This is a genomic window from Mycolicibacterium wolinskyi, assembly GCF_002101965.1.
GTDB lineage: Bacteria > Actinomycetota > Actinomycetes > Mycobacteriales > Mycobacteriaceae > Mycobacterium > Mycobacterium wolinskyi.
In genome coordinates, this window is record NZ_LQQA01000032.1 from 50,399 (window position 1) to 72,829 (window position 22,431).

At 67.4% G+C, this 22,431-nt stretch carries 22 protein-coding genes and 1 pseudogene; 17 read left to right on the plus strand and 6 right to left on the minus strand.

The features are described from left to right. Positions 1–2: 2 nt before the first annotated feature. The 7 genes from AWC31_RS29365 (at position 3) to AWC31_RS29395 (ending at position 7,600) form a co-directional block, all read left to right on the plus strand. A complete protein-coding gene (locus AWC31_RS29365; RefSeq protein WP_085147949.1) occupies positions 3–1,232 on the plus strand; it encodes a cytochrome P450 in 1,230 nt (409 codons plus the stop codon). 1 nt (position 1,233) lies between these two features. Continuing rightward, positions 1,234–2,202: a zinc-binding dehydrogenase gene (locus AWC31_RS29370; protein ID WP_085147953.1), complete on the plus strand. Its 969-nt coding sequence runs from the start codon at positions 1,234–1,236 to the stop codon at positions 2,200–2,202. After that, positions 2,199–2,984, plus strand: a complete 786-nt coding sequence (locus tag AWC31_RS29375; RefSeq protein ID WP_085148318.1) for an HpcH/HpaI aldolase family protein — start codon at positions 2,199–2,201, stop codon at positions 2,982–2,984. Before AWC31_RS29370 ends, AWC31_RS29375 begins: the two co-directional genes overlap by 4 nt. Then, positions 2,981–3,712 (plus strand): SDR family NAD(P)-dependent oxidoreductase, encoded by a 732-nt coding sequence (locus AWC31_RS29380; RefSeq protein WP_085147956.1) that lies wholly within the window; start codon positions 2,981–2,983, stop codon positions 3,710–3,712. Before AWC31_RS29375 ends, AWC31_RS29380 begins: the two co-directional genes overlap by 4 nt. Next, positions 3,694–5,226 carry a flavin-containing monooxygenase gene (locus tag AWC31_RS29385; protein ID WP_085147959.1) on the plus strand — a complete coding sequence of 511 codons (1,533 nt, stop codon included), beginning with the start codon at positions 3,694–3,696 and terminating at the stop codon, positions 5,224–5,226. Before AWC31_RS29380 ends, AWC31_RS29385 begins: the two co-directional genes overlap by 19 nt. Then, entirely contained in the window at positions 5,216–6,151 is a 936-nt protein-coding gene (locus tag AWC31_RS29390) for an alpha/beta hydrolase (RefSeq protein WP_085147962.1), read from the plus strand. Before AWC31_RS29385 ends, AWC31_RS29390 begins: the two co-directional genes overlap by 11 nt. 195 nt (positions 6,152–6,346) lie before the next feature. After that, positions 6,347–7,600 carry a MinD/ParA family ATP-binding protein gene (locus AWC31_RS29395; RefSeq protein ID WP_085147965.1) on the plus strand — a complete coding sequence of 418 codons (1,254 nt, stop codon included), beginning with the start codon at positions 6,347–6,349 and terminating at the stop codon, positions 7,598–7,600. 12 nt (positions 7,601–7,612) lie between these two features. Here AWC31_RS29395 and AWC31_RS29400 read toward each other — a convergent pair whose 3' ends face one another. Both AWC31_RS29400 and AWC31_RS29405 read right to left on the minus strand, forming a co-directional pair. Then, complete coding sequence (locus tag AWC31_RS29400) at positions 7,613–8,086, minus strand: polyketide cyclase (RefSeq protein ID WP_085148323.1); 474 nt, start codon at positions 8,084–8,086, stop codon at positions 7,613–7,615. 28 nt (positions 8,087–8,114) lie between these two features. After that, positions 8,115–8,822, minus strand: coding sequence for a DUF427 domain-containing protein (locus AWC31_RS29405; RefSeq protein WP_085147968.1), 708 nt, complete (start codon positions 8,820–8,822; stop codon positions 8,115–8,117). A gap of 233 nt (positions 8,823–9,055) precedes the next feature. Between AWC31_RS29405 and AWC31_RS29410 the strand changes: the two genes are divergently transcribed. Beyond that, a complete protein-coding gene (locus AWC31_RS29410; RefSeq protein ID WP_085147971.1) occupies positions 9,056–9,640 on the plus strand; it encodes a hypothetical protein in 585 nt (194 codons plus the stop codon). Then, positions 9,640–10,506, plus strand: a complete 867-nt coding sequence (locus tag AWC31_RS29415; RefSeq protein ID WP_085147974.1) for an acyl-CoA thioesterase — start codon at positions 9,640–9,642, stop codon at positions 10,504–10,506. The genes AWC31_RS29410 and AWC31_RS29415 overlap by 1 nt, the downstream gene beginning before the upstream one ends. Before the next feature lie 10 nt (positions 10,507–10,516). On the opposite strand, the gene AWC31_RS29420 is transcribed toward AWC31_RS29415, so the two are convergent. Together AWC31_RS29420 and AWC31_RS29425 are read right to left on the minus strand one after the other, a co-directional pair. Then, positions 10,517–10,771, minus strand: a complete 255-nt coding sequence (locus tag AWC31_RS29420) for a DUF2631 domain-containing protein (protein WP_067852596.1) — start codon at positions 10,769–10,771, stop codon at positions 10,517–10,519. A gap of 85 nt (positions 10,772–10,856) precedes the next feature. Beyond that, a complete protein-coding gene (locus tag AWC31_RS29425; RefSeq protein ID WP_085148328.1) occupies positions 10,857–12,209 on the minus strand; it encodes a cryptochrome/photolyase family protein in 1,353 nt (450 codons plus the stop codon). Positions 12,210–12,258: 49 nt separating this feature from the next. Between AWC31_RS29425 and AWC31_RS29430 the strand changes: the two genes are divergently transcribed. From AWC31_RS29430 to AWC31_RS29445, 4 genes and pseudogenes are all read left to right on the plus strand, one after another. Further along, positions 12,259–13,125, plus strand: coding sequence for a TIGR03619 family F420-dependent LLM class oxidoreductase (locus AWC31_RS29430; RefSeq protein WP_085147977.1), 867 nt, complete (start codon positions 12,259–12,261; stop codon positions 13,123–13,125). Positions 13,126–13,173: 48 nt separating this feature from the next. Continuing rightward, positions 13,174–13,644 (plus strand): histidine kinase, encoded by a 471-nt coding sequence (locus AWC31_RS29435; protein ID WP_085147980.1) that lies wholly within the window; start codon positions 13,174–13,176, stop codon positions 13,642–13,644. Between the two features lie 22 nt (positions 13,645–13,666). Continuing rightward, the gene (locus tag AWC31_RS29440; RefSeq protein WP_085147983.1) at positions 13,667–14,485 is read left to right on the plus strand and encodes a DUF4097 family beta strand repeat-containing protein; all 819 of its coding nucleotides are present in this window, start codon (positions 13,667–13,669) and stop codon (positions 14,483–14,485) included. Between the two features lie 177 nt (positions 14,486–14,662). Beyond that, positions 14,663–16,056 (plus strand): annotated as a pseudogene (locus AWC31_RS29445) (HNH endonuclease signature motif containing protein); the annotation flags it as partial. 518 nt (positions 16,057–16,574) lie between these two features. On the opposite strand, the gene AWC31_RS29450 reads toward AWC31_RS29445, so the two are convergent. Both AWC31_RS29450 and AWC31_RS29455 read right to left on the minus strand, forming a co-directional pair. Then, positions 16,575–17,027 (minus strand): nitroreductase family deazaflavin-dependent oxidoreductase, encoded by a 453-nt coding sequence (locus AWC31_RS29450; RefSeq protein WP_085147986.1) that lies wholly within the window; start codon positions 17,025–17,027, stop codon positions 16,575–16,577. Between the two features lie 12 nt (positions 17,028–17,039). Next, the gene (locus tag AWC31_RS29455) at positions 17,040–17,885 is read right to left on the minus strand and encodes an NmrA family NAD(P)-binding protein (RefSeq protein WP_085147989.1); all 846 of its coding nucleotides are present in this window, start codon (positions 17,883–17,885) and stop codon (positions 17,040–17,042) included. Positions 17,886–17,966: 81 nt separating this feature from the next. Between AWC31_RS29455 and sigI the strand changes: the two genes are divergently transcribed. Genes sigI through ispG form a run of 4 tightly spaced genes read left to right on the plus strand, consistent with a single transcriptional unit; the run spans position 17,967 to position 22,412 of the window. Next, the gene (gene sigI / locus AWC31_RS29460) at positions 17,967–18,818 is read left to right on the plus strand and encodes an RNA polymerase sigma factor SigI (protein ID WP_085147993.1); all 852 of its coding nucleotides are present in this window, start codon (positions 17,967–17,969) and stop codon (positions 18,816–18,818) included. A gap of 36 nt (positions 18,819–18,854) precedes the next feature. Next, the gene (gene dxr / locus AWC31_RS29465) at positions 18,855–20,027 is read left to right on the plus strand and encodes a 1-deoxy-D-xylulose-5-phosphate reductoisomerase (protein ID WP_085147996.1); all 1,173 of its coding nucleotides are present in this window, start codon (positions 18,855–18,857) and stop codon (positions 20,025–20,027) included. Further along, on the plus strand, positions 20,024–21,244 hold the full coding sequence (locus AWC31_RS29470; RefSeq protein ID WP_067852379.1) for a M50 family metallopeptidase: 1,221 nt from the start codon (positions 20,024–20,026) through the stop codon (positions 21,242–21,244). The genes dxr and AWC31_RS29470 overlap by 4 nt, the downstream gene beginning before the upstream one ends. A 10-nt stretch (positions 21,245–21,254) precedes the next feature. Next, positions 21,255–22,412 carry a flavodoxin-dependent (E)-4-hydroxy-3-methylbut-2-enyl-diphosphate synthase gene (gene ispG, locus AWC31_RS29475; RefSeq protein WP_110775331.1) on the plus strand — a complete coding sequence of 386 codons (1,158 nt, stop codon included), beginning with the start codon at positions 21,255–21,257 and terminating at the stop codon, positions 22,410–22,412. Positions 22,413–22,431 lie beyond the last annotated feature (19 nt).

The following is a 22,431-nucleotide window of genomic DNA, read 5'->3' on the forward strand; positions in this document are numbered from 1 at the left end:
TGATGAATCGACCTGTGCTCCAGGGCTTCACGTATGATCCGTTCGACCCCGACGTGATGGCCGATCCGCTGCCGTACTACCGGATCCTGCGTGACGAGCACCCGGTGTACTACATCGACAAGTGGGACACCTATGCGCTGTCGCGATTCGACGACATCTGGGAGGTACTCGGCATCACCGACGGGACCTTCGTCGCGTCCGAGGGAACGTTGCCGGCCGCCACCGTTCTGAGCCACCACAACGACGGGCCGGTGCCCGATCCGCCGTTGCACTCCATGCCTTTCCACGCCAACTTTGATTCGCCCATCTACGAGAACGTCCGGCGCTGCACCTCGGCGCAGTTCCGGCCACGGGCGGTGCCGAAGCTCGCGGACCGGATCCGCACCCTGGCCAACGAGCGCCTCGACGAGCTGCTGCCACGCGGGCGCTTCGACCTCACCCAGGACTACGCCGGAATCGTGGCGGCCGCGATGGTGTGCGAATTCGTCGGTCTGCCAGCTGAACTCGCTCCGGAGGTGCTGGCCACCGTGAACGCCGGGAGTCTTGCCCAGCCAGGGGAGGGCGTCGAGGTCGGCAACGCCAGGCCCGGATACCTGTCCTACCTCACGCCGATCGTCGAAAGACGGCGCGCCGAAGGGCCCGACGGCAGCGTGCCGATCGCTGACAGCCTGATCGACTTCCGGCTGCCCGACGGCTCTGCCCTCGGCGACATGGAGGCCGCCGTCCAGATGCTCGGCGTGTTCATCGGCGGAACCGAAACGGTGCCGAAGATCACCGCGACCGGACTGTGGCAGCTGCGCAGGCACCCCGACCAATTGGCGGCGGTCCGCGCCGACCTCGCCGGGAACGTGCCGATCGCCCGCGAGGAGATCATCCGGCACAGTGCCCCGGCGCAGTGGTTCGCTCGAACGGTGCGGCGGCCCTACACTATTCACGACACGACCCTCAAACCGGGGCAACGTGTCATCACGCTGCTGGCTTCGGCGGCCCGCGACGAGCGGGAGTACGACAACCCCGACGCGTTCATCTGGAACCGGCCGATCGAGCGGCTCTTGTCGTTCGGCCGTGGCCAGCACTTCTGCCTCGGCGTGCACGTGGCCCGGCTCGAGATCACGATCATGATCCAGGAGTGGCTGAAACGCGTGCGGGATTACCACATCGACGAGCAGGCGGCATCGCGTCCGCCGTCGAGCTTCCAGTGGGGCTGGAACAACATCCCCGTGGAGGTGTGAGATGTGGTGCTATCGGCTCGTCGCGCCGTACACGTTCGAGCGCACCGAGGCCGACAAGCCCGCGCCGGAATCGCTGAGCGACGGACAGGTGCTCCTGCAGTTCCTGGCGGCCGGGGTGTGCGGCAGTGATCTGCCCGGTTTCCGTGGTACGCAAGGAAAATTGCCAGGGGACACCGGTCGCAGTGCTGCCGAGATGAACGGATTCCCGATTCACGAGATCGTCGGCGAGGTGCTCGCGAGCCGCCACCCCGACCACCGCAAGGGTGACCGGGTGGTGGGCTGGGCCTCGGGTTTCGACGGCCTGATGGAACACGTAGTCGCCGACGGAAGCGGCCTGGCGTCCTACGATCCGGCGCTCACGCCACAACTGGCGGTGGCGCTGCAACCCCTGGCGTGCGTGCTCTACGCGATGGAGCAGCTGGGCGACCTCACCGGCCGTCATGTCGCGGTGATCGGTCAGGGGTCGATCGGCCTGCTGTTCAGTTATGCGGCAAAGGCTTTCGGTGCGAGACGCGTCACCGGGGTGGATCCGGTGGACCGGTCGGCGATCGCCGCGCGATTCGGGGTCGACACCGTGGTCCGCGCGACGAGCGATCGTTGGGTCGGCCACCTCGATGGCGCCGACCGGCCGAACGTCGTGATCGAAGCCGTCGGCCACCAGGTCGCGACGCTCAACCATGCCCTGACCGCCGCGGCGTTCGGCGGCACGGTGTTCTACTTCGGCGTTCCCGACGACGACAGCTACCCGATCAGTATGCGAACCATGCTGCGCAACAACCTCACCCTGAAATCCGGTGTGACACTGGACCGGCGCCGGGTGCTGGCGCGCGCCGACGAATTCGCCAGGCAGCATCCCGACCTGCTGCCGAACTATGTCACCCACACCTTCGGCATCGACGAGGTGCAGTCGGCGTTCGAGCTGGCATGCCGCCCGGTCCCGGGCCGCGTCAAGATCGCGATCACCGCATGAGCGTCAGCAGACTGCAGGATGCGCTCGCGGCGAACGCGACGATCTGGGGCGGCTGGGTCGTCGGCCCCACGATCATCGGACCCGAGGAGTTCGCCAAGGCCGGTTATCACTACGTCGGATTCGACGTGCAGCACGGCTATCTCGACGATGCGGACGTCGCATTGCTGCTGCGGCGCCTCGAACACGTTCCGATCGCCACCGCGGTGCGCCTCCCGTCGCCGGACCCGGCACCCATCGGGCGGGTACTGGATGCGGGGGCGGACGCGGTGATCATCGCGATGGTGGAAACGCCCGAGCAGGCTGCCGCCGCCGTCGCCGCGACCCGCTACGCACCCGACGGGGTCCGCAGCTTCGGGCCCCTGCGCGCGAGCCTCGGGCACGACACCGCGGCGCTGGAGAGCAGGGCGAGCGTATTTGCGATGATCGAAACCGCGCAAGGCGTTTCGGAGGTCGACCGGATCTGCGCGGTACCCGGACTGTCCGGCGTCTACGTCGGCCCGGCCGATCTGGCGATCTCGCTGGGCCACCGGGTCGCCGATGCCTGGACCCATCCCGACGTCCGCGCTGCAATGGTCACGATCCGCAGCGCGGCCGCGGCCGCCGGAATCGTGAGCGGAATCCATGCCGGTAGCGGGAGGCTCGGAAGAGCCATGGCGGATCTGGGTTTTCAGATGGTCACGCTGGCCTCGGAATCGCAGGCGCTGCGCCGCGGCGCGGCCGAGCACCTCGACGAGGCGGCCGGGCACACGCACGACGAATCAGCGCAAGGGGGATATCAGTGACCGAAACCGACCGCGTGGCCCTGGTCACGGGTGCGGCCCGCGGACAAGGCGCCGCGATCGTGAGCCGGCTGGTCGCCGATGGCTTTCAGGTGGCGGCCACCGATGTCCTCGTCGACGAGCTGAGCACGGCAACAGCGGGTTTCGGCGACAAGGTCGCGGCGATCGGTCTCGACGTCGCATCCGCCGAGCAGTGGCAGCGAGCTGTCGAGGCCACAGTGCAACGGTTCGGTGCGCTGAGCACGCTAGTCAACAATGCCGGCGTGCTGCACCGGGCGTCGATACCCGACGAGACACCGCAAGGATTCGAGGGCAGTTGGCGGATCAACTGTCTCGGCCCGTTTCTCGGGATTCGCGCCGCGCTCGAACACCTCCGCCGCGCCGAGAACGCTGCCGTCGTCAACACGTGCAGCACCGGAGCCATCCGGCCGTTCCCCGGTCACGTGGCCTACGGCTCGTCGAAGTGGGCGCTGCGCGGGCTCACCCAGGTGGCCGCGGCAGAACTCGGCCCGGACGGCATCCGGGTCAACGCGGTGTTTCCGGGCCCCGTCGAGACGCCGATGCTCGACGAGACCACGCAAACCAGGCTGGCGGAGCGATCAGTGGCCGGGCGGCTGGGTAAACCGGCCGAGATCGCCGACGCCGTCGCGTTCCTGGTGTCCGAACACGCGTCGTTCATCACCGGGTCCGAGCTCGTGGTCGACGGCGGCCAATGTCTGCAGATCGGATGAGGATGGCCAATTCACTCTCGGTGGGGATCATCGGCGCCGGGCCGGGCGGACTGGCACTGGGAATCTTCTTGAAGAAGGCCGGTTTTGGCGACTTCACGATTTTCGACCGCGAGGACGGGGTTGGCGGAACCTGGCGGATCAACACCTATCCCGGGCTGGCATGCGATGTGAAATCGCATCTGTACTCGTATTCGTTCGATCTGAACGCCGAGTGGTCACGGCTGTGGTCGGGGCAGCCGGAGATCCTCGAGTACTTCGAGCGTTGCGCACAGCGCTACGAGTTGGCGCCGCACCTCGCACTGCGCACCGAGGTGGTGAGCGCACGCTGGGAACCGGACGACAATACCTGGCGGCTCACCACCGCGTCGGGCGATGAGCACCGGTTCGATGTCGTGGTGTCGGCGGTCGGGCTGTTCACCCGGCCCGTCCTGCCGAATCTCGTTGAGGAAGAACCCTTCACCGGCACGGTGATGCACTCGGCACGCTGGGACCACTCCGTGGAGATCGAGGGGCGGCGGGTCGCAGTACTCGGGACCGGCTCGACCGCGTCGCAGGTGGTGCCCGAACTGGCGAAGGTCGCCGAGAAGGTCTACTCGGTGCAGCGATCGCCGACCTGGATCCTGCCGAAACCCGATCGCCCGTACACCGATCGGGAACGCTGGCTGTTCGCGCACGTGCCGTTCGCGAAGAAGATCTACCGCACGCGGCTGTGGCTGCGCAGCGAGGCCAACATCTCGGTGATCGAGAACGGCAGCGACAAGACCCACGAGTTCCGCGGCATCGCCCTCAAAATGCTCGAATCAGCCGTCGCCGACGAGGCGTTGCGGGAGAAACTCACGCCGGACCATCCACTGGGCTGCAAACGGCTCGTGTTCTCGTCGGACTTCATCCCTACCCTGACCCGGCCGAACGTGGAGGTGGTGTCCAGCCCGGCGAGCGCGCTGCGGGCCCGGACCCTGGTGACCGAGGACGGCCAGGAACTCGACGTCGACGTCGTGGTGTGCGCGACCGGCTATGCCGCGGCCGACTACCTCGGCCAGATCGAAGTGGTGGGGGAGGCCGGTGTGACGCTGCGCGACACCTGGCGCGACGGTGCGTACGCCTACCTCGGCATGGCCGTGCCAGGCTTCCCGAACTTCTTCATGCTCTACGGGCCGAACACGAACGTCGGCTCCAACAGCGTCATCTTCATCCTCGAAGCGCAGGCCCGATACGTCGTTCGCGCGCTGAAGTACCTGCGGCGCAGGCGAAAGCGATACGTGGCGGTGCGAGCCGACACGACCGCGCGGTACCTGGCCGACATTGACGAATGGATGCAGGGCACGGTGTGGCTCACCAGGTGCAGCAGCTACTTCCGGGCGCCGAACGGGCGAGTGGTCACTCAGTGGCCGCGCAGCGCCCGAGCGTTCTGGACGATGACGCGCCGATTCCGCGCCGCCGACTACCAATTCGAGCCCGCGGCCCAGCAGCCGGTGCGGCTCGCGCCTACCGTGGCCACGGCCGATGACGGCTGAGCGCAAGGCGTGGCTGGATCGGCTCGACCCGGCACTGCGTGGCTTCGCCGACGCTCGTACCGACCTGTCGGCCAACGCACTTGGTGTCGTGCGGACGTCGATCGACCAGCGGCGCCGCGACGGCGCACAAGCTCTGGACACTCCCGGCGTCGACATCGCCGGCGGCCGCGTGACGCTGGGGCGTCGCAGTGTCCCGGTGCGCGTCTACCGGGGCGGCCCGTCGCCATCGCCGGCCGTCGTCTACTGCCACTCCGGTGCGTTCGTGCTCGGCAATCTCGACATCGACCAGATCCAATGTGTGGAGCTGGCCAGACGCGCCCGCTGCACGGTGATCTCGATGGACTACCGGTTGGCGCCGGAGCATCCGTATCCCGCTGCGCTCGACGACGCGGCCATGGTGCTCAACTGGGTGGTTGCGCTCGCCGGCGAACTCGACATCGACGCGGGCCGAATCGCCGTGGCAGGCAGCAGCGCGGGCGGGGCGCTGGCCGCGGCGCTTTCACAGCAGGCCGCTGCCGGGTCCGTTCCGCCGATCGTCTACCAGCTGCTGCATCAGCCCGTCCTCGACAACCGGCCGACCGCCTCGAAGCACGAGTTCGGCGACACACCCGGTATGGACGGACCGGCGACCGTCCTGATGTGGGATCACTATCTCGGTCGTCGGGAGCCCGTGCCCGCGGCGGTGCCCGCCCTCGCCGCGGACCTCGCCGGTCTCGCACCGGCCTGCATCACGTGCGCCGAACTGGATCCGCTGCGCGATGAGGCACTCGACTACGCGCGACGGCTGCTCGCGGCGGGCGTGCCGACCGAACTGCACGTCTTTCCCGGGACCTGCCACGGATTCGATTCGCTGCTGCCGGATTGGGAACTGAGCCAGCAGCTGTTCGCCCTGCAAGCCTCGGCATTGAGGCGTGCGCTGTATTGACGTATACGTTAGCTGGGTGCCTCGGCGGCGCACAGCCCCGGCGCGATGGGCGATAATGCCATGTCCACTTCACGAGAACTTCGCAGGGACAATCGGTCGAGCCAGTGCGACGATGACTGAAGTCCAGGTGTGACGGGGACACCTGACAGATATCCGTTGGTCCGTCAGGAGCAGGTCAGCGATTGAGAGGTATCTATGTCGGCCGACAACGACCGGCTCACGTACTCCAGAGACCCCAAGCATGCCAAGGACCCGGCTGACTATGGCGAGCACGGTCTCTTCCTGGGCGGAGCGCGGCACAGTGACGTGAGGACCGATACCAGGACACCTCAGCCGGCGGCGACCCCACCGGCCGTACTGACCTCGACGTTCCCGGGTTCGGCTCGGCCGCCGTCCGAGGCCGAAGTCACCGTCAAACTGCAGCCGGTCGCCCCGACGACCTGGCACCAGGGGAACGGGCAGGCTCCGGATGCTGGGCTGTGGAACCGCCAGGCGCCGGGTAACGCCGCACTCGGCGAGCACCGCGCGATCGACAACCTCGCCCACGTCGGCGTGAAGTCCGCGGTCAAGATGCATTCGCGCCGCGGCTGGCGGCGCGTGCTGTACCGCACCACCCGCATCAACCTCGGCCTGTCACCCGACGAGCTGTACGAACTCGAGTTGTACGCGCGCATCCGCCGCAACGCGCGCGAGTCCTATCAGATCGGCGTTTTCGGCTTGAAGGGCGGCGTGGGGAAGACCGCCGTGACGGTCGCGCTCGGATCGACGTTGAGCAAGGTGCGCGGCGACCGGATCTTGGCCATCGACGCCGATCCGGCCAGCGGCAACCTCGGTGACCGCGTCGGACGGCAGTCTCCGGCCACGGTGTCGGATCTGCTTTCCGCCAAGGACCTCTCGCGCTACAACGACGTCCGTGCTTTCACGAGCATGAACGAGTCGAAGCTCGAAGTGCTCTCCAGCGCCGAGTACAGCAGCGCGACCCGCGCGTTCGACGACGCCGACTGGATCGCCTCCACCGGGATCGTGTCGCGGCACTACAACCTCGTGCTCGCCGACTGCGCGGCGGACATGTTCCAGCCCGCGGCGCGCGGTGTGCTCGAGACGGTGTGCGGCGGGGTGATCGTGGCCAGCGCCTCGATCGACGGTGCGCGCCAAGCCGCGGTGACGATGGACTGGATGCGGCAGAACGGCCATCAGGACCTGCTGAGCCGGTCGTGCGTCGTGGTCAACCACGTGGCGCCCGGCAAGCCCAACGTCGATATCGGCGATCTCGTCCATCAGTTCCAGAAGCACGTGGCGCCGGGACGGGTGTTCGTCTTGCCGTACGACAAGCACATCGCCGCGGGCACCGACATCCACCTCGACCTGCTGCGGCCCAAGTTCCAGCGGCGGATCCTCGAACTGGCCGCCGCGCTGTCGGAGGATTTCGAGAACCCCCTGATCACCTGATCGGCGAAACCGTCAGCCCGCGGCCAGTTCCCGTGCCACGGCCGCGTGGTACTTGTCGATGTGGGCCGGATTCACCACCCGGAACAGCGCATCCGGTAGCGGGGAGTCCTTGTAGGCCTCGATGGTCATGGTCCGGCTGAACAGCGTGATGTCCGCGCCCGGCCGAGTGAACTGATACTGCACCGTGATTCGGCCCTCCATGCCGCCGTTGCCGTCGCGGTCGTGGCCGAGTCTTCCCACGGAGTTGAACACCCACATCCGCGGCCGCATCGCGATCGCGAGATGCCAGGTGTAGATCTGGGCGCCGTCCGGTCCCGCTTCGGTCCAGGTGTCACCGACCTGCAGTGGCAGTCGCTGGGGGAGATCGCCGATGTGCGCGCTGCCGGGATAGGTCTTCGTCCAGTTCGCCGGGTTGGTGACGAAATCGTAGACAGTTTCCGCGGATTGAGTGAATGCCGTCTCCGAGCTGGTGGTCACGATGCCCAATGCGTTCGCCTTTCTGATTGTCCGTACCTCAGCGGTCACAGCCGCACGCCGGAGTGGCCCCTGGCGCCGGTAGCTCGGCGAGCACGTCCACGCGTGCCGCGTCGAAGCTCAAATATCCCCTGATCGGCAGCGCCTCGGACGGCGGGTCCGCGTAGCTCCAGGCCACATCGCTGATCACGGTGTCCCCGACGACCGCCGACCAATACGTCGCGGTGCCCTTGTAGTTGCAGTACGTCGTGGTGTCGGTTCGGTGTAGCAGGTCCGTGCGAACGAGCGCCGGATTGACGTACAGCCGAGGTTCCAGGGCGGTCTCGAACAGGATGATCGTGTCGTCGGTGTCGACGAGGACGGCACCGGCCGCGCTCACCCGCAGGCCTCGCCTGGTCGGTCGGCAGTCGATGCGGTGGTAGGGGTTCGGGGGATAGTGCACGAGCTTGCGCCCCTCCTCGACCCACACTTCGACCGCGTCCCACGGCACCGATACGTAGCCGGGAGCCTCGGCGACCGGCTCGTTCGGCAGGTCGCCGACCTCCCCGCGCGGGAACGCGTAGCTCAACGGATGGCCCGCGCGGTGCACCAGGAGTGCATGTTCGGTGTCGAGCTTGACGACGTCGCCGGCAACGGCCTGGACGCGCCGCGGGTGTGGCTCGATATACACCACCGGTCCGGACACCGGAGGTACGGACCAACCGGCCGGTTGTGTACTGAACGGCCCGCGTCCCGCGACGAGACTCATTGCGATACCTCCACTTTGACAGCCAGTCCCGGCGCGGGCACTTCTGCCTATGACACTCGGTAGGAATAGGAGCTTTACAGATTCTCTCGCAAATGTCACGCTGTTGTGTGAGGCGGGCCATATCCGGGGAACGCGGCGGAATGACGGTGCCGGAAGTGCCGTATTCGTCGCCTCGATGGACGGCCCGCGCGGGGACTTCGAAAACACGGCCCACTGAACCGGATTGGATGCATATGTCGCCACAGACCTCCACCTCCGAGCCCAGCCCTGTCGCGTTCGGACGCAGGCAGGTGCACGGGAGCCCCCGCGTATTGCAGTACGAACTGAACGTCGCCGGATCCGGCGTGGGCGACCTGGTGTCCAGCGTCGGCGGCTGGCTGTTTGACCGGGCGATGGCAGGCTGGAACGTCCGCGTCGCGCTGACCGAGCCGGGCGAGGACGCCGCGCTGCGCATCCTCGGTGTGAAAACCGTTGAGGTGAAAGGTCTGTGGCAGTCGATGGCCGGCGGCCCCGAACATGTGGCGATGACGCTGATCGCGACCGATCGCTTCGATGCCGACGACGATGTCCGGCTGCGTGGGCTCACCGCGCTTCGGGCCGGCGCCAGTACGCTCGCGTTCTGGGGCGCCGGCGGTCCCGGGCAACTCGGCGGGCAGGTGCACCGTGCGCAGTACCGGCTGAGTGCGGCCGCCCGCGCGTTCAAGGCGCATGCCCTCACCGCGGCGGGACGTGCGGCTGAGCCGGTCGATCCGGTGGAGACGATCTTCCGCTGCGGCCATGCATCCCGCGTGATGGACACCGACCTGGTTCCATACTGATGAGAGCGGTGGCGTCGGTCGCCGGGCTGCTCGAGGTGTTCGATGTCGCCCCGAGCGGACCTGATCGTTTCATCGGCACGACGGGTGCGATCGGGACCGACGGCAGGCATGTGGCCAAGGGCGCACAAGCTCTCGGTCAGGCGATCGTCGCCGCGGCAAAGCGGTTTCCCGACAAGGTCATTCGCTCGGCGCATGCGGTCTTCGCGCGGCCGATCGCGGTCGCATCCACGGTCGAGCTGTTCGTCGACGTCGTCCACGAAGGACGTTCGACCGCCACGGCCGTCGTCGGGGTCAGCCAGGACTCCAAGCGCTGCGCGACCGTCACCGTGCTGGCCGATGTGCCGTCGCCGGACGTGATCTCACACCAGGCCTTACGCCCTGATGTCGACACGCCGGACGACGCCCGCCCCGCCACGCAGGCGATGGCCGGCCACGATCTCCGCCTCGTCGACGTCGTCGATGTCAACAGCCCCGACGAGGTCGGGCCACCTGAGCTGTACGCCTGGCTGCACTACGACCCGATTCCGGATCGCGACGACCTCGCGAAGGCGTTGCTGGCGTATTTCACCGGCCAGCTCGGGATCTCCACGACGATGCGTCCGCATCGTGGCATCGGGACCGCGCAGGCGCATGTGACGGTGTCGACGGCGTTGATGTCGACGTTCATCAGTTTCCACGAGCCCGTGCAGTGGGACGCGTGGTTGCTCTACGGCCACGAGAGCACCCAGGCAGGTGCGGGGATGTCCTTTGTGCGCGGACAGGTTCACACTGAGGACGGTGACCTGTTGGCCTCATTCGCCCAAGAAGGGCTCATCCGGCCGATGCGCTCAGCCGATGCGGCGTTCGACACCCCGGCGCGGCTCTAGGTGAGAGCGGTTACCGGATCCAGCCGCGGCGGCGCAGCCACCAGTCCCGCGCGACCGCGAACACGATGATCGCGGCGAAGCCGATGAGGAACCAGTCCTCGACATGGCCGACATGGTTGCCGTGCATCATGATCAGCAGGAAGGCCGCAGAAAGCAGGCCGCCGATGTGGATGACCTTGATGTTCTCCTTGGACCAGCCCCACTCCGCGGATGGCACGTCCTCGACGTCAACGCCGTTGGTTCGATCCACTTCGGTGCTGGCCACGGATTGCTCCTCGGTTTCAGGCTGGCTGTCTGCCCACATTCTGACATACGACACTGTGTCGTATGCCGCCCGTCCGGGCGCATCGTCACACCGGGCCGGTCCGGTCTCGGCTCAGCGCACGGTAGCGCCGCAGCGCCTCGAGCCGTTCCTGGCTGTGGTCGACGATCGGCTGCGGGTATTGCGCGGGTCGCGAACCGTCCAGTTTGTGCACGTCGTCGACGTGCGCGAGCTCGGGAACCCAACGCCGGATGTAGGCGCCGTCGGGATCGAACTTCGCGCCCTGCAGCGTCGGGTTGAACACCCGGAAGTAGGGCGCGGCGTCCGTGCCGCAACCGGCCGCCCACTGCCAGCCGTGCTGGTTGTTGGCCATGTCGCCGTCGATGAGTTGGTCGAGGAACCAGCGGGCGCCCCACTGCCAGGGCAGGTGCAGATCCTTGACGAGAAACGACGCCACGATCATCCGAACGCGGTTGTGCATGAATCCTGTCTGCGCGAGCTGACGCATGCCCGCGTCGACGATCGGGAACCCGGTCATGCCCGCCTTCCAGGCCTCGAACGCCTCCTTCGCGTCGTCGCCGTCATCGGTTTCGATGGCGTCGAAGTCGCGGTTCCAGTTCCACCACGCGCTGTCGGGCCAGTGGTGCAGAACCGCGGCGTAGAAATCGCGGAACGCGAGCTCGCGCAGATACGCGTCGGCACCGGTGCGGCGGCCGTCCAGGTCGGCCGCCATGGTCCGCGGGTGGATCGCACCGAATTTCAGGTGTGCCGACATCCGGCTCGTGGCGTCGAGATCGGGCCGGTTGCGGTCGGTGGCGTAGCCGGCCAGATCGTCGCGGACGAACGCGACCCATTGCGCACGGGCCGCGCTCTCGCCCGGTGCCACCTCCAAAACTCCTGTTGCCCTGGGTATTTCCGTTCCGTGCGGCACCGCGGCGGGGTCCATCCAGCGAGCCGAGTCGGGTCCGGACTTCGCGGGCGGACGCCACCCGTGCCGACGCCAGGCATGGAAGAACGGTGTGAAGACCTGATAGGGCGTGCCGTCCGGCTTGGTGATCCGGCCGGGCGACACCAGGTAGGGCGATCCGGTCGCGCACAGCGGCACGTCTCCCAGCGCTGCGCGCACGGCGTCGTCGCGGCGGCGGCCGAACGGCGAAAAGTCTTGCGACACATGGACAGAAGCCGCGCCGATGGCGTGCGCCAGCGCCGGTATCCGTTTCTCGGGCCTGCCGCGGGTCACCAGCAGGCGTCCGCCCAGGCTGTCGCTGAGCTCGTGCAAGGCGGCGTGGAGATACTGCAGGCGGCGGGCACCCGACGACGCGGTGAGCCGCGGATCCAGTACGTAACAGCCGAGCACGTCGCCGTCGTGTTGCGCGGCGTCCAGCAGGGCGGGGTGATCATGGCACCGCAGATCCCGCCGGAACCACAACAGCGTGGGCATGACTCCCATGCTGCCCGATCGCGGCAGTTTAACCGAGGAAGGGCGATAGATGCAGTTCTGGAGCGGTACGGCGTTCATGGACACCAGGGATGCGCTCGTGGTGGCGCCGCTGCTCGACGAGGCCGGCTTCGACGGGATCGTGTGCTCCGATCACATGATCTACCCGCGTGAGCTGTCCTCGCCGTATCCGGATTCGGACACCGGCAAGCCGGGCTGGGCGCCGGAGACCGCGTGGCCGGATTCGTGGGTGTTGATCGGCGCCATGGCCGCGGTGACGGAGCGACTGCGGTTCTCCAATGCCGTGTACGTCGCGCCGGCCCGCCCGCTGCTGGAAGTCGCCAAACAGGTCGCAACGGCCGCGGTGGTGTCGAACGGACGCGTGTCACTCGGGGTCGGAGTCGGTTGGATGCGCGAGGAGTTCGAGCTGATGGGCCAGGATTTCGACACGCGCGGCAAGCGGCTCGACGAGATGATTCCGGCGCTTCGCGAGCTGTGGCGCGGTGGCTGGGTCTCCTATACGGGGCAGTACTACCAGGTGCCAGAGATGATGATCGAACCTCACCCGGCTGCGCCGGTGCCCATCCTGTGCGGTGGTGAATCCGAAGCCGCGCTGCGACGCGCGGCCCGGTTGTGCGACGGCTGGGTCGGCTACGCCTACCCGCTCGATCGGGCCACCCGGTACGCCGAACGGCTCACGACGCTGCGCCGGGAGTACGGGCGAGAAAACGAGCCGTTCGAAATCCTGCTGGCACTGCTGGACCCGCCGTCGCCGGACCTGTACAAGCGGGCCGAGGACCTCGGCATCACGGCCGTGATGTGTGCGCCGTGGGTCGGCCAGTCCGACGGGACACCCGCTCGGTTTCGGGAGTCCATCGCGCGGTTCGCGGAAACAATCATCGCTGCGGTGCGTCGTTGACATCACTACATCCTTGATATGACATCAAAATGATGTCACCATGACGTCATGGATTTGCAACCCTATGTCGAAGCCGTCCGGCATGAACTTGCCGTCGCCGCGGCCGCCGGCGGCGCCGACGCCGAGGCGCTCGCGCAACGCCTGACCGCACCGCTGGAGTCGGCCCTGCGGCTGGCACTGCTCGAGGCCCTGTCGGAGGCCGCCGAGCAGATCACGCGCGAACTGGCACCCGGCTCGGTCGAGGTGCGACTGCGGGGTCGTGACCCCGAGTTCACGGTCGAAAACGCTCCGCCGGAGGCGACCACATTGAGGGCGCCCGAAATGGACGACGACGGTGGTGGCACCTGGCGCGTGACATTGCGGTTGCCCGAGAGTCTGCGGACCAACGTCGATGCGGCGGCCCGCCGCGACGGTGTCTCGGTGAACGCGTGGCTGGTGCGTGCGGTCGGCAGTGCGCTGCGTGGCCCGCTCCAGCCGCCCCATTCCACCGACAAGACCTTCAGCGGCTGGGTCCGCTGAACCTCACCCGAAGGAGAGTTGCATGACGACATATCAGACACCACAACCGATCACCGCCGTCGTCGAGGTGGTCGCGGGCGCAGTGCGCCTGGTTGCGTCGGACCGCGATGACACGGTCGTCGAGGTGCGCCCCCGCGATCCCAACCGCGCGTCGGACGTCCGGGTGGCCGAGCAGGCCCGCGTCGAGTTTCACAACGGCACGCTCAAGGTGTCGGCCGGTCGCAAGGTCCTTTCGCTCGGCCGTGGCGGGGCCGTACACGTCGACATCGAGCTACCTGCGAAGTCCCGGCTCAAGGCGTCGTCGGCGTCGGCGGACGTCGAGGCCGACGGCGCCTACTCCGAGTGCCGGTTCGCCTCGGCGAGCGGACATGTGCGGATCGGCACCGTCATCGGAAATGTCAAGGCCGACAGTGCTTCCGGTGATGTCACGGTCGACGATGTGGTCGGCAATGCTTCGATCTCGACGGCGTCGGGAGAGGCCGCGATCGGCCGCATCGAAGGCGACGTGAAATTCCAGGCCGCCAGCGGTGGCATCACGGTCGGGCTGTTGCGCGGAAATATGAAGGCGCAGACCGCATCCGGATCGGTGGCGGTCACCGCGGCGGTCAACGGTGGGCTCAACGCGCAGACTGCAAGCGGCGAGGTCGAGGTCGGGATCCCGGAGGGCACCGCAGCGCGCCTGGAACTGGCGTCCAAGTCCGGTTCGGTCACCAACGCGCTGGAGACGGCGGATGGCCCGGCCGACGGCGACGACACTGTGGTCGTGCACGCCCGCACCGGTTCCGGCGACATCTCGATCCGCCGCGCGACCGGGCCGGTCCCCGCGGGCGAGGCCACTTAGGCATTGCCTGTGTTCGGCGGCAGGCATGTTATTTCTCAGGACATCGGTGACATTTCCGCCTCGAAGCTCGGGCTGTGGCTGTCGAACCTGCCCGCACGCCGCATCGCCTACGTCGGCAAATGGCCGACCTCCAGGAGCCTGCCCGGGACATTGGGAACGATTCTTGTCGGTGGTCGAATGTATGTTCGAGTCATGCAGGCGGGTGCGGTCGAGGCGATGGCGGGGTTGCGGGCCGCGTTCGACGTGTTCGCCGCGTGTGACTTCGCCTCGTTGAGCCGGGCTGAACTGCTGACCGTGATGGATGAGTACGAGGCCCTGACCTGTCAGTTGCCCACCGGATGGCATCGCCTGCTGGCCCAATTGCAGGCCGTGACCACGCCGCGGGAGTTGGGCGCCAAATCGTGGAACACGGTGCTGCGCATCCGGTGGCGCCTGTCGACCGCCGAGGCCGGGCGCCGATTGGCCGAGGCCGCCGCATTAGGTCCACGGCGTGCCCTGACCGGGGAACCGCTCGCGCCGCTGCTGCCGGTGGTCGCAGCTGCCCAAGCGGCCGGGTTGATCACCGGCGATCACGTCAAGGTGCTGCGTGATGCGATCAGTGCCCTGCCGGGGTGGGTCGACCAGGCGACTCGTGAACAGTTCGAAGCCGATCTGGTCCGTGTCGGGGTCGGGGTTTCGCCCAAAGAACTCAAAGAGACCGCCGAACTGCGGTTGTTTTTGCTCGACCAGGACGGACCCGATCCCGACGACACCGAACGGGCGCGCAAACGTGGCGTCAACGTGGCCAAGCAGGACCGTGACGCGATGACCGGCCTGACCGCCAACCTCACCCCCGAAACCGCCGCGGTCTGGGAGGTGCTGTTCGCGAGATTCGCCGCGCCGGGCATGTGCAACCCCGACGACGACGAACCCTGCACGACCGGTACCCCGTCGCAGGCCCAGATCGACAACGATCACCGCAGCCTCGCCCAACGCCAGCACGATGCGCTGCTGGTCGTCGGGCGCATCGCCTTGATGAGCGGCGATCTGGGGCAACTCAACGGCCTACCCGTGTCGGTGATCATCCGCACCACGCTGCAGGATCTGGAATCGAGGGCCGGGATCGGGGTGAGCGGTGGTGGTACCAAAATTCCCATCAAAGATGTCATCCGCATGGGCGGGCACGCCAACCATCACCTGGCCGTCTTCGATGAGGCCACCGGTGCGGCGCTGGACTACTTCCGGGCGCGGCGCATCGCCAGCCCGGCCCAGCGAATCATGCTGATCGCCCGCGACGGCGGCTGCACGAAACCGTGCTGCACGGTCGGTGCCTACGGATGCCAGGTGCATCACGCCGTCGCCGATTGGGTCGACGGCGGCAACACCAATGTCGACGAGTTGGCCTTGGCCTGCGGGCCGGACAACCGCCTGGTCAATTCTGACGGCGGATACACGACCACCATCAACGGACGCGGTGAAGTCGAATGGCACCCGCCGCGGGGCTGGACCACGGCCAGAACCGCATCAACTACCACCACCGGCCCGAACTGCTCCTCGCCCCACCCGACGAGGAACCCAACCACGAACCGGACCTCACGCCCGAACCGGAGTGCGAGTTGGAGTGCGATGCTGAATCGGACCTCACGCCCGAACCGGGGTGCGAGTTGGAGTGCGATGCTGAACCCGACTTCACGCCCGAACCGGAGTGTGAGTTGGAGTGCGATGCTGAACCCGACTTCCCGCCGGAACCGGAGTGCGAGTTGGAGTGCGATGCTGAACCCGACTTCCCGCCGGAACCGGAGTGTGAGTCGGAGTGCGACGTTGAGCAGGCACCGCAATGGGACCTGGACTGGAACCTGGAGTGGGAAGCCCACTTCGACCCACCCACACCCGACCCGCCCAACGTCGAACACCTCTGGGACGCAGAGCTATTCGGCCCGGAACTGTCCGATCTGCAACCCATCGACCCCGGACTCCCACCCGGCTGGATACTGCTCGACCCCGACCCACGGCAACGCCTCAACGACCACGCCCTCAGCGGCAAAGCAGTGCGCGGTCCTTGACGAGCCACGCAAGCCCGGCGCTTGCCCGGCGCCGACGTCGAAATCGTCTAGGCCGGATCGAGCCGGAACACCGTCAACCGCCCGGCGAGCGCCTCGAACTCGTCAGGCGTGCCATCGGTGACCAGACCCGAGCGCTTGGCGAAGCCGACGCCGACCGGAACCTTGACCGCAAAGCTGCGCAGCACCGGTCGGGACTGCTCGGGTGTGAGTTCGACGATCGTCACGTGGCGCGAGCGCCTGCCCTGCGACAGGGTCCCGGCTCCGGCGGCCCGCGCGTTGGCCGCCCAGTCAGCGCTCGGATAGCCCGCCACGGTGTACAGGCCGCCGTCGTGGACGAACGGCGTCATCGGGGTGCTGCGCGGCAGGCCGGTCTTGCGGCCCGGCACGGTCAACACCATTGCCGGGCCGGTGCGGATGCCGAGCCGTTGGACGGCCATCATCACCTTATTCATCGGCTTGAGCCAGCGTGACGGGCTCGGCTCCGCCGTTCGTTTGTACATGTTTGTCTCCCATCACTTCTCGGTGAAAAGGTGCGAGTGATGCGACGCCCACTCGGCGAACGTCGTGGCACGGCGGCCCAGGATCTTGTCGACCTCGTGTGTCACCAATGCAGGGGTTTTCACGGCGTCGGACATCAGGGCCAGATACCCGTCGGCGAACTCGGCGGCAAAGCCGATCGCGACGAAGTGCTTGCGCACCAGATCGGCGGGTACCTCCTGGTAGTGCAACGGGCGGCCCAGCGCCGAACCGATCGCCGCCACGAGCTGTGTGTTGGTGAGCGCCTCCGGTCCGGTGAGTGGAATGCGTTGCCCCACAAGCTCGTCGGTGAGCAACGCCACCGCGGCCACCGCCGAGATGTCGGCATCGGCGATGGGTGCGAGGGACGCGTCGGCGTACGGGCCGCTCACGACGTCGCCCAACCGGATCTGTGCCGACCACATCCCGGCGAAGTTGGAGGCGAAGTAGGTCGGCCGCAGGCTCACCCACTCCAGGCCCGAAGCCACGGCCAGCTGTTCGGTTTCCCGGTTGCGGTCGCCACGTACGCGGGAGGGCTGGCGGGAATCGTCTTCGTCGGCGTTGATCGCCGACAGGGCCACGAGCCGTCGCACTCCGGACGTGCGCGCGAGGTCGATCGTCGCGGCCAGTTCGTCGCCGAGTCCGCGCGAATTGAGGAAGACCGCGGTCGCACCGGGGATACCTTGTGCGACCGACTCCACGAGTTCAACCTCGGGCGGGAAGGCCGCGGCTTGCGGGTTGCGGGTGACGGCGCGCACGCGCGCACCGGCGTTGACGAGTTCGGAGACCAACGGCCGACCGACGTTTCCGGTCGAGCCGGTGACGAGAATTGTTGTGTTCATGGATCCAAGGACGGACCGCCGCCGCAGAAAGTTACGCCCGCCGACCGGTAACTTTCCGGACTGCTGGTTCGTCCTAATTGCATGACCGATTCCGCACTGGTCGAACAGGCGTGGCGCGACCACCGCCCGTACCTGGTCAACCTCGCCTATCAGATGCTTGGTGACATCGGGGAAGCCGAAGACGCGGCGCAGGAGGCGTTTCTGCGGCTGTCGAGGGCCGAGGAACAGCACATCGACGACGTTCGGGCCTGGCTGACGGTGGTCACGGGGCGGTTGTGCCTCGACCGGGTTCGCTCGGCCCGGGCCCGGTTGGAACGGCCCGATGCCGGTGAGGCGGTCCAGACGACGCCGGCCGCCGATCCCGACCCCGCCGACCGCGTAACCCTCGACGATCAGGTCCGCACCGCACTGCTCACCGTGCTGGATCGGCTCAGCCCTGCCGAGCGGGTGGCTTTCGTGTTGCACGACGTGTTCGGCGTGCCGTTCGATGAGATTGCCGTGTCGGTGGGGAGGCCGGTCGGTACCTGTCGGCAGCTGGCGCGCCGCGCCCGCTTGAAGTTCGCCGAGACCACGCCTCGACCGGCCCAGATCGAAGCGACCGAGCATCAACTCGTGGTCGAGAAGTTCATCACCGCATGCGCCAACGGCGACCTTCAGGCGTTGACCGAGGTGCTCGATCCGACCGTGTGGGGTGTCGCCACCTTCGTCGGTGATCCGGCCCCGCCGCCCCAGATCAATCACGGACGCGACCGAGTGGCGCCCAACCTGCTGCACCACCTCGCAGGCGGCACGTTGGTCGGGGGTGCGGTGGGCGAACCGGGAGTGCTCGCGTTCCTCGACCGACGGCTCGTGGCCGTTTTGGTCTTCACCGTCCGCGGGGGGCGGATCGCGAAGATCGAGGCGACGGTCGACCCGTCGGCCCGGACACGGTGATTGGGTCGGGGACCGCGGGCGCGGCACAATGGATCAGTGAGCGACAGACGGCGCGTGCTGGTCCTCGGCAGTACCGGTTCCATCGGCACCCAGGCGCTGGAGGTGATCGCCGCCAACCCTGACCGCTTCGAGGTGGTCGGGCTGGCCGCCGGCGGTGGCAATCCAGAACTGCTGTCCGCCCAGCGTGCTGAGACGGGCGTCGGCAATATCGCGGTCGCCGACCCCGCGGCCGCCGAGCGGATCGGGGACGTGACCTACGCCGGGCCCGACGCCGTCACCCGGTTGGTCGAGGACACCGAGGCCGACGTGGTGCTCAATGCGCTGGTCGGGGCGCTGGGTCTGCAGCCGACGCTCGCGGCGCTGGCTTCCGGTGCCCGGCTGGCGCTGGCCAACAAGGAGTCTCTGGTGGCCGGCGGGCCGCTCGTGCTCAAGGCCGCCGCGCCCGGCCAGATCGTGCCGGTGGACTCCGAACACTCGGCGATGGCGCAATGCCTGCGCGGCGGATCCGCCGACGAGGTGGCCAAGATCGTGCTGACCGCGTCGGGCGGCCCGTTCCTGGGCTGGTCGGCCGGCGATCTGCGCTCGGTAACCCCGGAGCAGGCGGGCAAGCATCCGACCTGGTCGATGGGACCGATGAACACGCTGAACTCGGCGACTCTCGTCAACAAGGGTCTCGAACTCATCGAAACGCACCTACTGTTCGGCATCGACTACGACCACATCGAGGTCGTCGTGCATCCGCAGTCGATCGTGCACTCCATGGCGACGTTCACCGACGGTTCGACGCTGGCCCAGGCCAGCCCGCCCGACATGAAACTGCCCATCGCATTGGCGCTGGGCTGGCCCGATCGGGTCCCCGGCGCGGCGCCGGCCTGCGACTTCACCACCGCATCGACGTGGGAATTCCTGCCGTTGGACAACGAGGTGTTCCCGGCGGTCGATCTCGCTCGCCATGCCGGCAAGCGGGGCGGATGTCTGACCGCGGTCTACAACGCCGCCAATGAAGAAGCAGCGGAGGCGTTCCTTCAGGGCAGGATCACGTTCCCCACCATCGTGGAAACCGTCGGTGACGTGTTGCACGCTGCCGACCAGTGGTCCGCCGAACCAGCTACCGTGGATGACGTACTCGATGCGCAGCGGTGGGCCAGAGATCAGGCCCGGCGTGCCGTCGAGCAGAAATCCGTCAGAAAAGGGCTCGTCACCAAATGATGTTCGCAATCGGCATCGCGTTGTTCGCGCTGGCCATCCTGGTTTCGGTGGCTCTGCACGAATGCGGGCACATGTGGGTGGCCCGGGCCACCGGCATGAAGGTCCGCCGCTACTTCGTCGGGTTCGGTCCGACCCTGTGGTCGACGCGCAGGCCCAACCGCCTGGGGGAGACCGAATACGGCATCAAGGCCATCCCGCTCGGCGGGTTCTGCGACATCGCGGGCATGACCTCGGTCGAGGAGCTCAAGCCCGAGGACCGGCCGTACGCGATGTACCGGCAGAAGGTGTGGAAGCGCGTCGCGGTGCTGTTCGCCGGGCCCGCGATGAACTTCATCATCGGCCTGGTGCTCGTCTACGGCATCGCCATCGTCTGGGGCCTGCCCAACCTGAACCAGCCCACGACCGCCATCGTCGGTGAAACGGGTTGTGTCGCATCGCAAATCAGCATCGACAAGATGGGCGAGTGCACCGGTCCAGGCCCTGCGGCGCAGGCCGGCATCCAGGCCGGCGACGAGATCGTGAAGGTCGGTGACACCGAGGTCTCCGACTTCCCCTCGATGGCCGCGGCGATCCGCAAGCTCGACGGCCCGGTGCCGATCGAGCTGAAGCGCGACGGCCAGACCATCACGACCGTCGTCGACGTGACCCAGACGCAGCGGTTCACGAGTGCTGACTCGAAGGAGCCGACGACCGTCGGCGCGATCGGCGTGGCCGCGCCGGAAGCGCAGCCACCCACGCAGTACAACCCGCTCACCGCGGTGCCCGCGACGTTCGCCTTCACCGGTGACCTGGCAGTCGAACTGGGCAAGGCATTGGCGAAGATCCCCACCAAGATCGGTGCCCTGGTCGAGGCGATCGGCGGCGGCGAGCGCGACAAGGAAACCCCGATCAGCGTCGTGGGCGCCAGCATCATCGGCGGCGAGACCGTCGACGCCGGGCTGTGGGTGATGTTCTGGTTCTTCCTGGCCCAGTTGAACTTCGTGCTGGGCGCGGTGAACCTGGTGCCGCTGCTGCCGTTCGACGGTGGCCACATCGCGGTGGCCACGTACGAGAAGATCCGCAATATGATCCGAGCGGCGCGCGGCAAAGTGGCCGCCGGGCCGGTCGACTACCTCAAACTCATGCCCGCCACGTATGTGGTGCTGGTGGTCGTGGTCGGTTACATGCTGCTGACCGTGACCGCAGACCTGGTCAACCCGCTCAGCATCTTCCAGTAGGAGATCCCACATGACCACGTCCATCGGTCTGGGTATGCCGGCCCCTCCGGCACCCACGCTGGCTCCCCGGCGCAAGACCCGCCAGCTGATGGTGGGGAATGTCGGCATCGGGAGCGACCATCCGATCGCGGTGCAGTCGATGTGCACCACCAAGACCCACGACGTCAACTCGACGCTGCAGCAGATCGCCGAGCTGACCGCGTCGGGATGCGACATCGTGCGCGTCGCGTGCCCGCGCCAGGAGGACGCCGACGCGCTTGCGGAGATCGCCCGCCACAGCCAGATTCCGGTGATCGCCGACATTCACTTCCAGCCGAAGTACATCTTCGCCGCGATCGACGCGGGCTGCGCCGCGGTGCGAGTCAACCCGGGCAACATCAAGGAATTCGACGGCCGGGTCAAGGAAGTGGCGAAAGCCGCCGGTGATGCCGGCATCCCGATCCGCATCGGTGTCAACGCGGGCTCACTCGACAAGCGGTTCATGGAGAAGTACGGCAAGGCCACCCCTGAGGCGCTGGTCGAATCCGCGTTGTGGGAAGCATCGCTGTTCGAGGAGCACGGTTTCGGCGACATCAAGATCAGCGTCAAGCACAACGACCCGGTGATCATGGTGGCCGCGTACGAGCTCCTGGCCTCGAAATGCGACTACCCGTTGCACCTCGGCGTCACCGAGGCCGGCCCCGCGTTCCAGGGGACCATCAAGTCCGCCGTCGCGTTCGGCGCGTTGTTGTCGAAGGGCATCGGCGACACGATCCGGGTGTCGCTGTCGGCGCCGCCGGCCGAGGAGGTCAAGGTCGGCAACCAGATCCTGGAATCGCTGAACCTTCGCCCGCGTGGCCTCGAAATCGTGTCGTGCCCGTCGTGCGGGCGCGCCCAGGTCGACGTCTACACGCTGGCCAACGCGGTCACCGCGGGCCTGGACGGGCTCGACGTCCCGCTGCGCGTCGCGGTGATGGGTTGTGTGGTCAATGGCCCGGGTGAGGCCCGTGAAGCCGACCTCGGTGTGGCCTCCGGCAACGGCAAGGGGCAGATCTTCGTCAAGGGTGAGGTCATCAAGACCGTTCCGGAAGCCCACATCGTCGAGACGCTGATCGAAGAAGCGATGCGGCTCGCCGAGGAGAGAGGTTCAGATGATGCGAGCGGTTCGCCCGTGGTGACCGTAAGCTGAGAACGACCCTGTGAGCGGG

Excerpts from the sequence above, each read along its gene's own strand:
- AWC31_RS29365 (WP_085147949.1), top strand. The coding sequence starts at position 3 with ATGAATCGACCTGTGCTCCAGGGCTTCACGTATGATCCGTTCGACCCC.
- AWC31_RS29370 (WP_085147953.1), top strand. The coding sequence starts at position 1,234 with ATGTGGTGCTATCGGCTCGTCGCGCCGTACACGTTCGAGCGCACCGAG.
- AWC31_RS29375 (WP_085148318.1), top strand. The coding sequence starts at position 2,199 with ATGAGCGTCAGCAGACTGCAGGATGCGCTCGCGGCGAACGCGACGATC.
- AWC31_RS29385 (WP_085147959.1), top strand. The coding sequence starts at position 3,694 with ATGTCTGCAGATCGGATGAGGATGGCCAATTCACTCTCGGTGGGGATC.
- AWC31_RS29390 (WP_085147962.1), top strand. The coding sequence starts at position 5,216 with ATGACGGCTGAGCGCAAGGCGTGGCTGGATCGGCTCGACCCGGCACTG.
- AWC31_RS29395 (WP_085147965.1), top strand. The coding sequence starts at position 6,347 with ATGTCGGCCGACAACGACCGGCTCACGTACTCCAGAGACCCCAAGCAT.
- AWC31_RS29405 (WP_085147968.1), bottom strand. The coding sequence starts at position 8,822 with ATGAGTCTCGTCGCGGGACGCGGGCCGTTCAGTACACAACCGGCCGGT.
- AWC31_RS29410 (WP_085147971.1), top strand. The coding sequence starts at position 9,056 with ATGTCGCCACAGACCTCCACCTCCGAGCCCAGCCCTGTCGCGTTCGGA.
- AWC31_RS29415 (WP_085147974.1), top strand. The coding sequence starts at position 9,640 with ATGAGAGCGGTGGCGTCGGTCGCCGGGCTGCTCGAGGTGTTCGATGTC.
- AWC31_RS29425 (WP_085148328.1), bottom strand. The coding sequence starts at position 12,209 with ATGCCCACGCTGTTGTGGTTCCGGCGGGATCTGCGGTGCCATGATCAC.
- AWC31_RS29430 (WP_085147977.1), top strand. The coding sequence starts at position 12,259 with ATGCAGTTCTGGAGCGGTACGGCGTTCATGGACACCAGGGATGCGCTC.
- AWC31_RS29435 (WP_085147980.1), top strand. The coding sequence starts at position 13,174 with ATGGATTTGCAACCCTATGTCGAAGCCGTCCGGCATGAACTTGCCGTC.
- AWC31_RS29440 (WP_085147983.1), top strand. The coding sequence starts at position 13,667 with ATGACGACATATCAGACACCACAACCGATCACCGCCGTCGTCGAGGTG.
- AWC31_RS29450 (WP_085147986.1), bottom strand. The coding sequence starts at position 17,027 with ATGTACAAACGAACGGCGGAGCCGAGCCCGTCACGCTGGCTCAAGCCG.
- AWC31_RS29455 (WP_085147989.1), bottom strand. The coding sequence starts at position 17,885 with ATGAACACAACAATTCTCGTCACCGGCTCGACCGGAAACGTCGGTCGG.
- sigI (WP_085147993.1), top strand. The coding sequence starts at position 17,967 with ATGACCGATTCCGCACTGGTCGAACAGGCGTGGCGCGACCACCGCCCG.
- AWC31_RS29470 (WP_067852379.1), top strand. The coding sequence starts at position 20,024 with ATGATGTTCGCAATCGGCATCGCGTTGTTCGCGCTGGCCATCCTGGTT.
- ispG (WP_110775331.1), top strand. The coding sequence starts at position 21,255 with ATGACCACGTCCATCGGTCTGGGTATGCCGGCCCCTCCGGCACCCACG.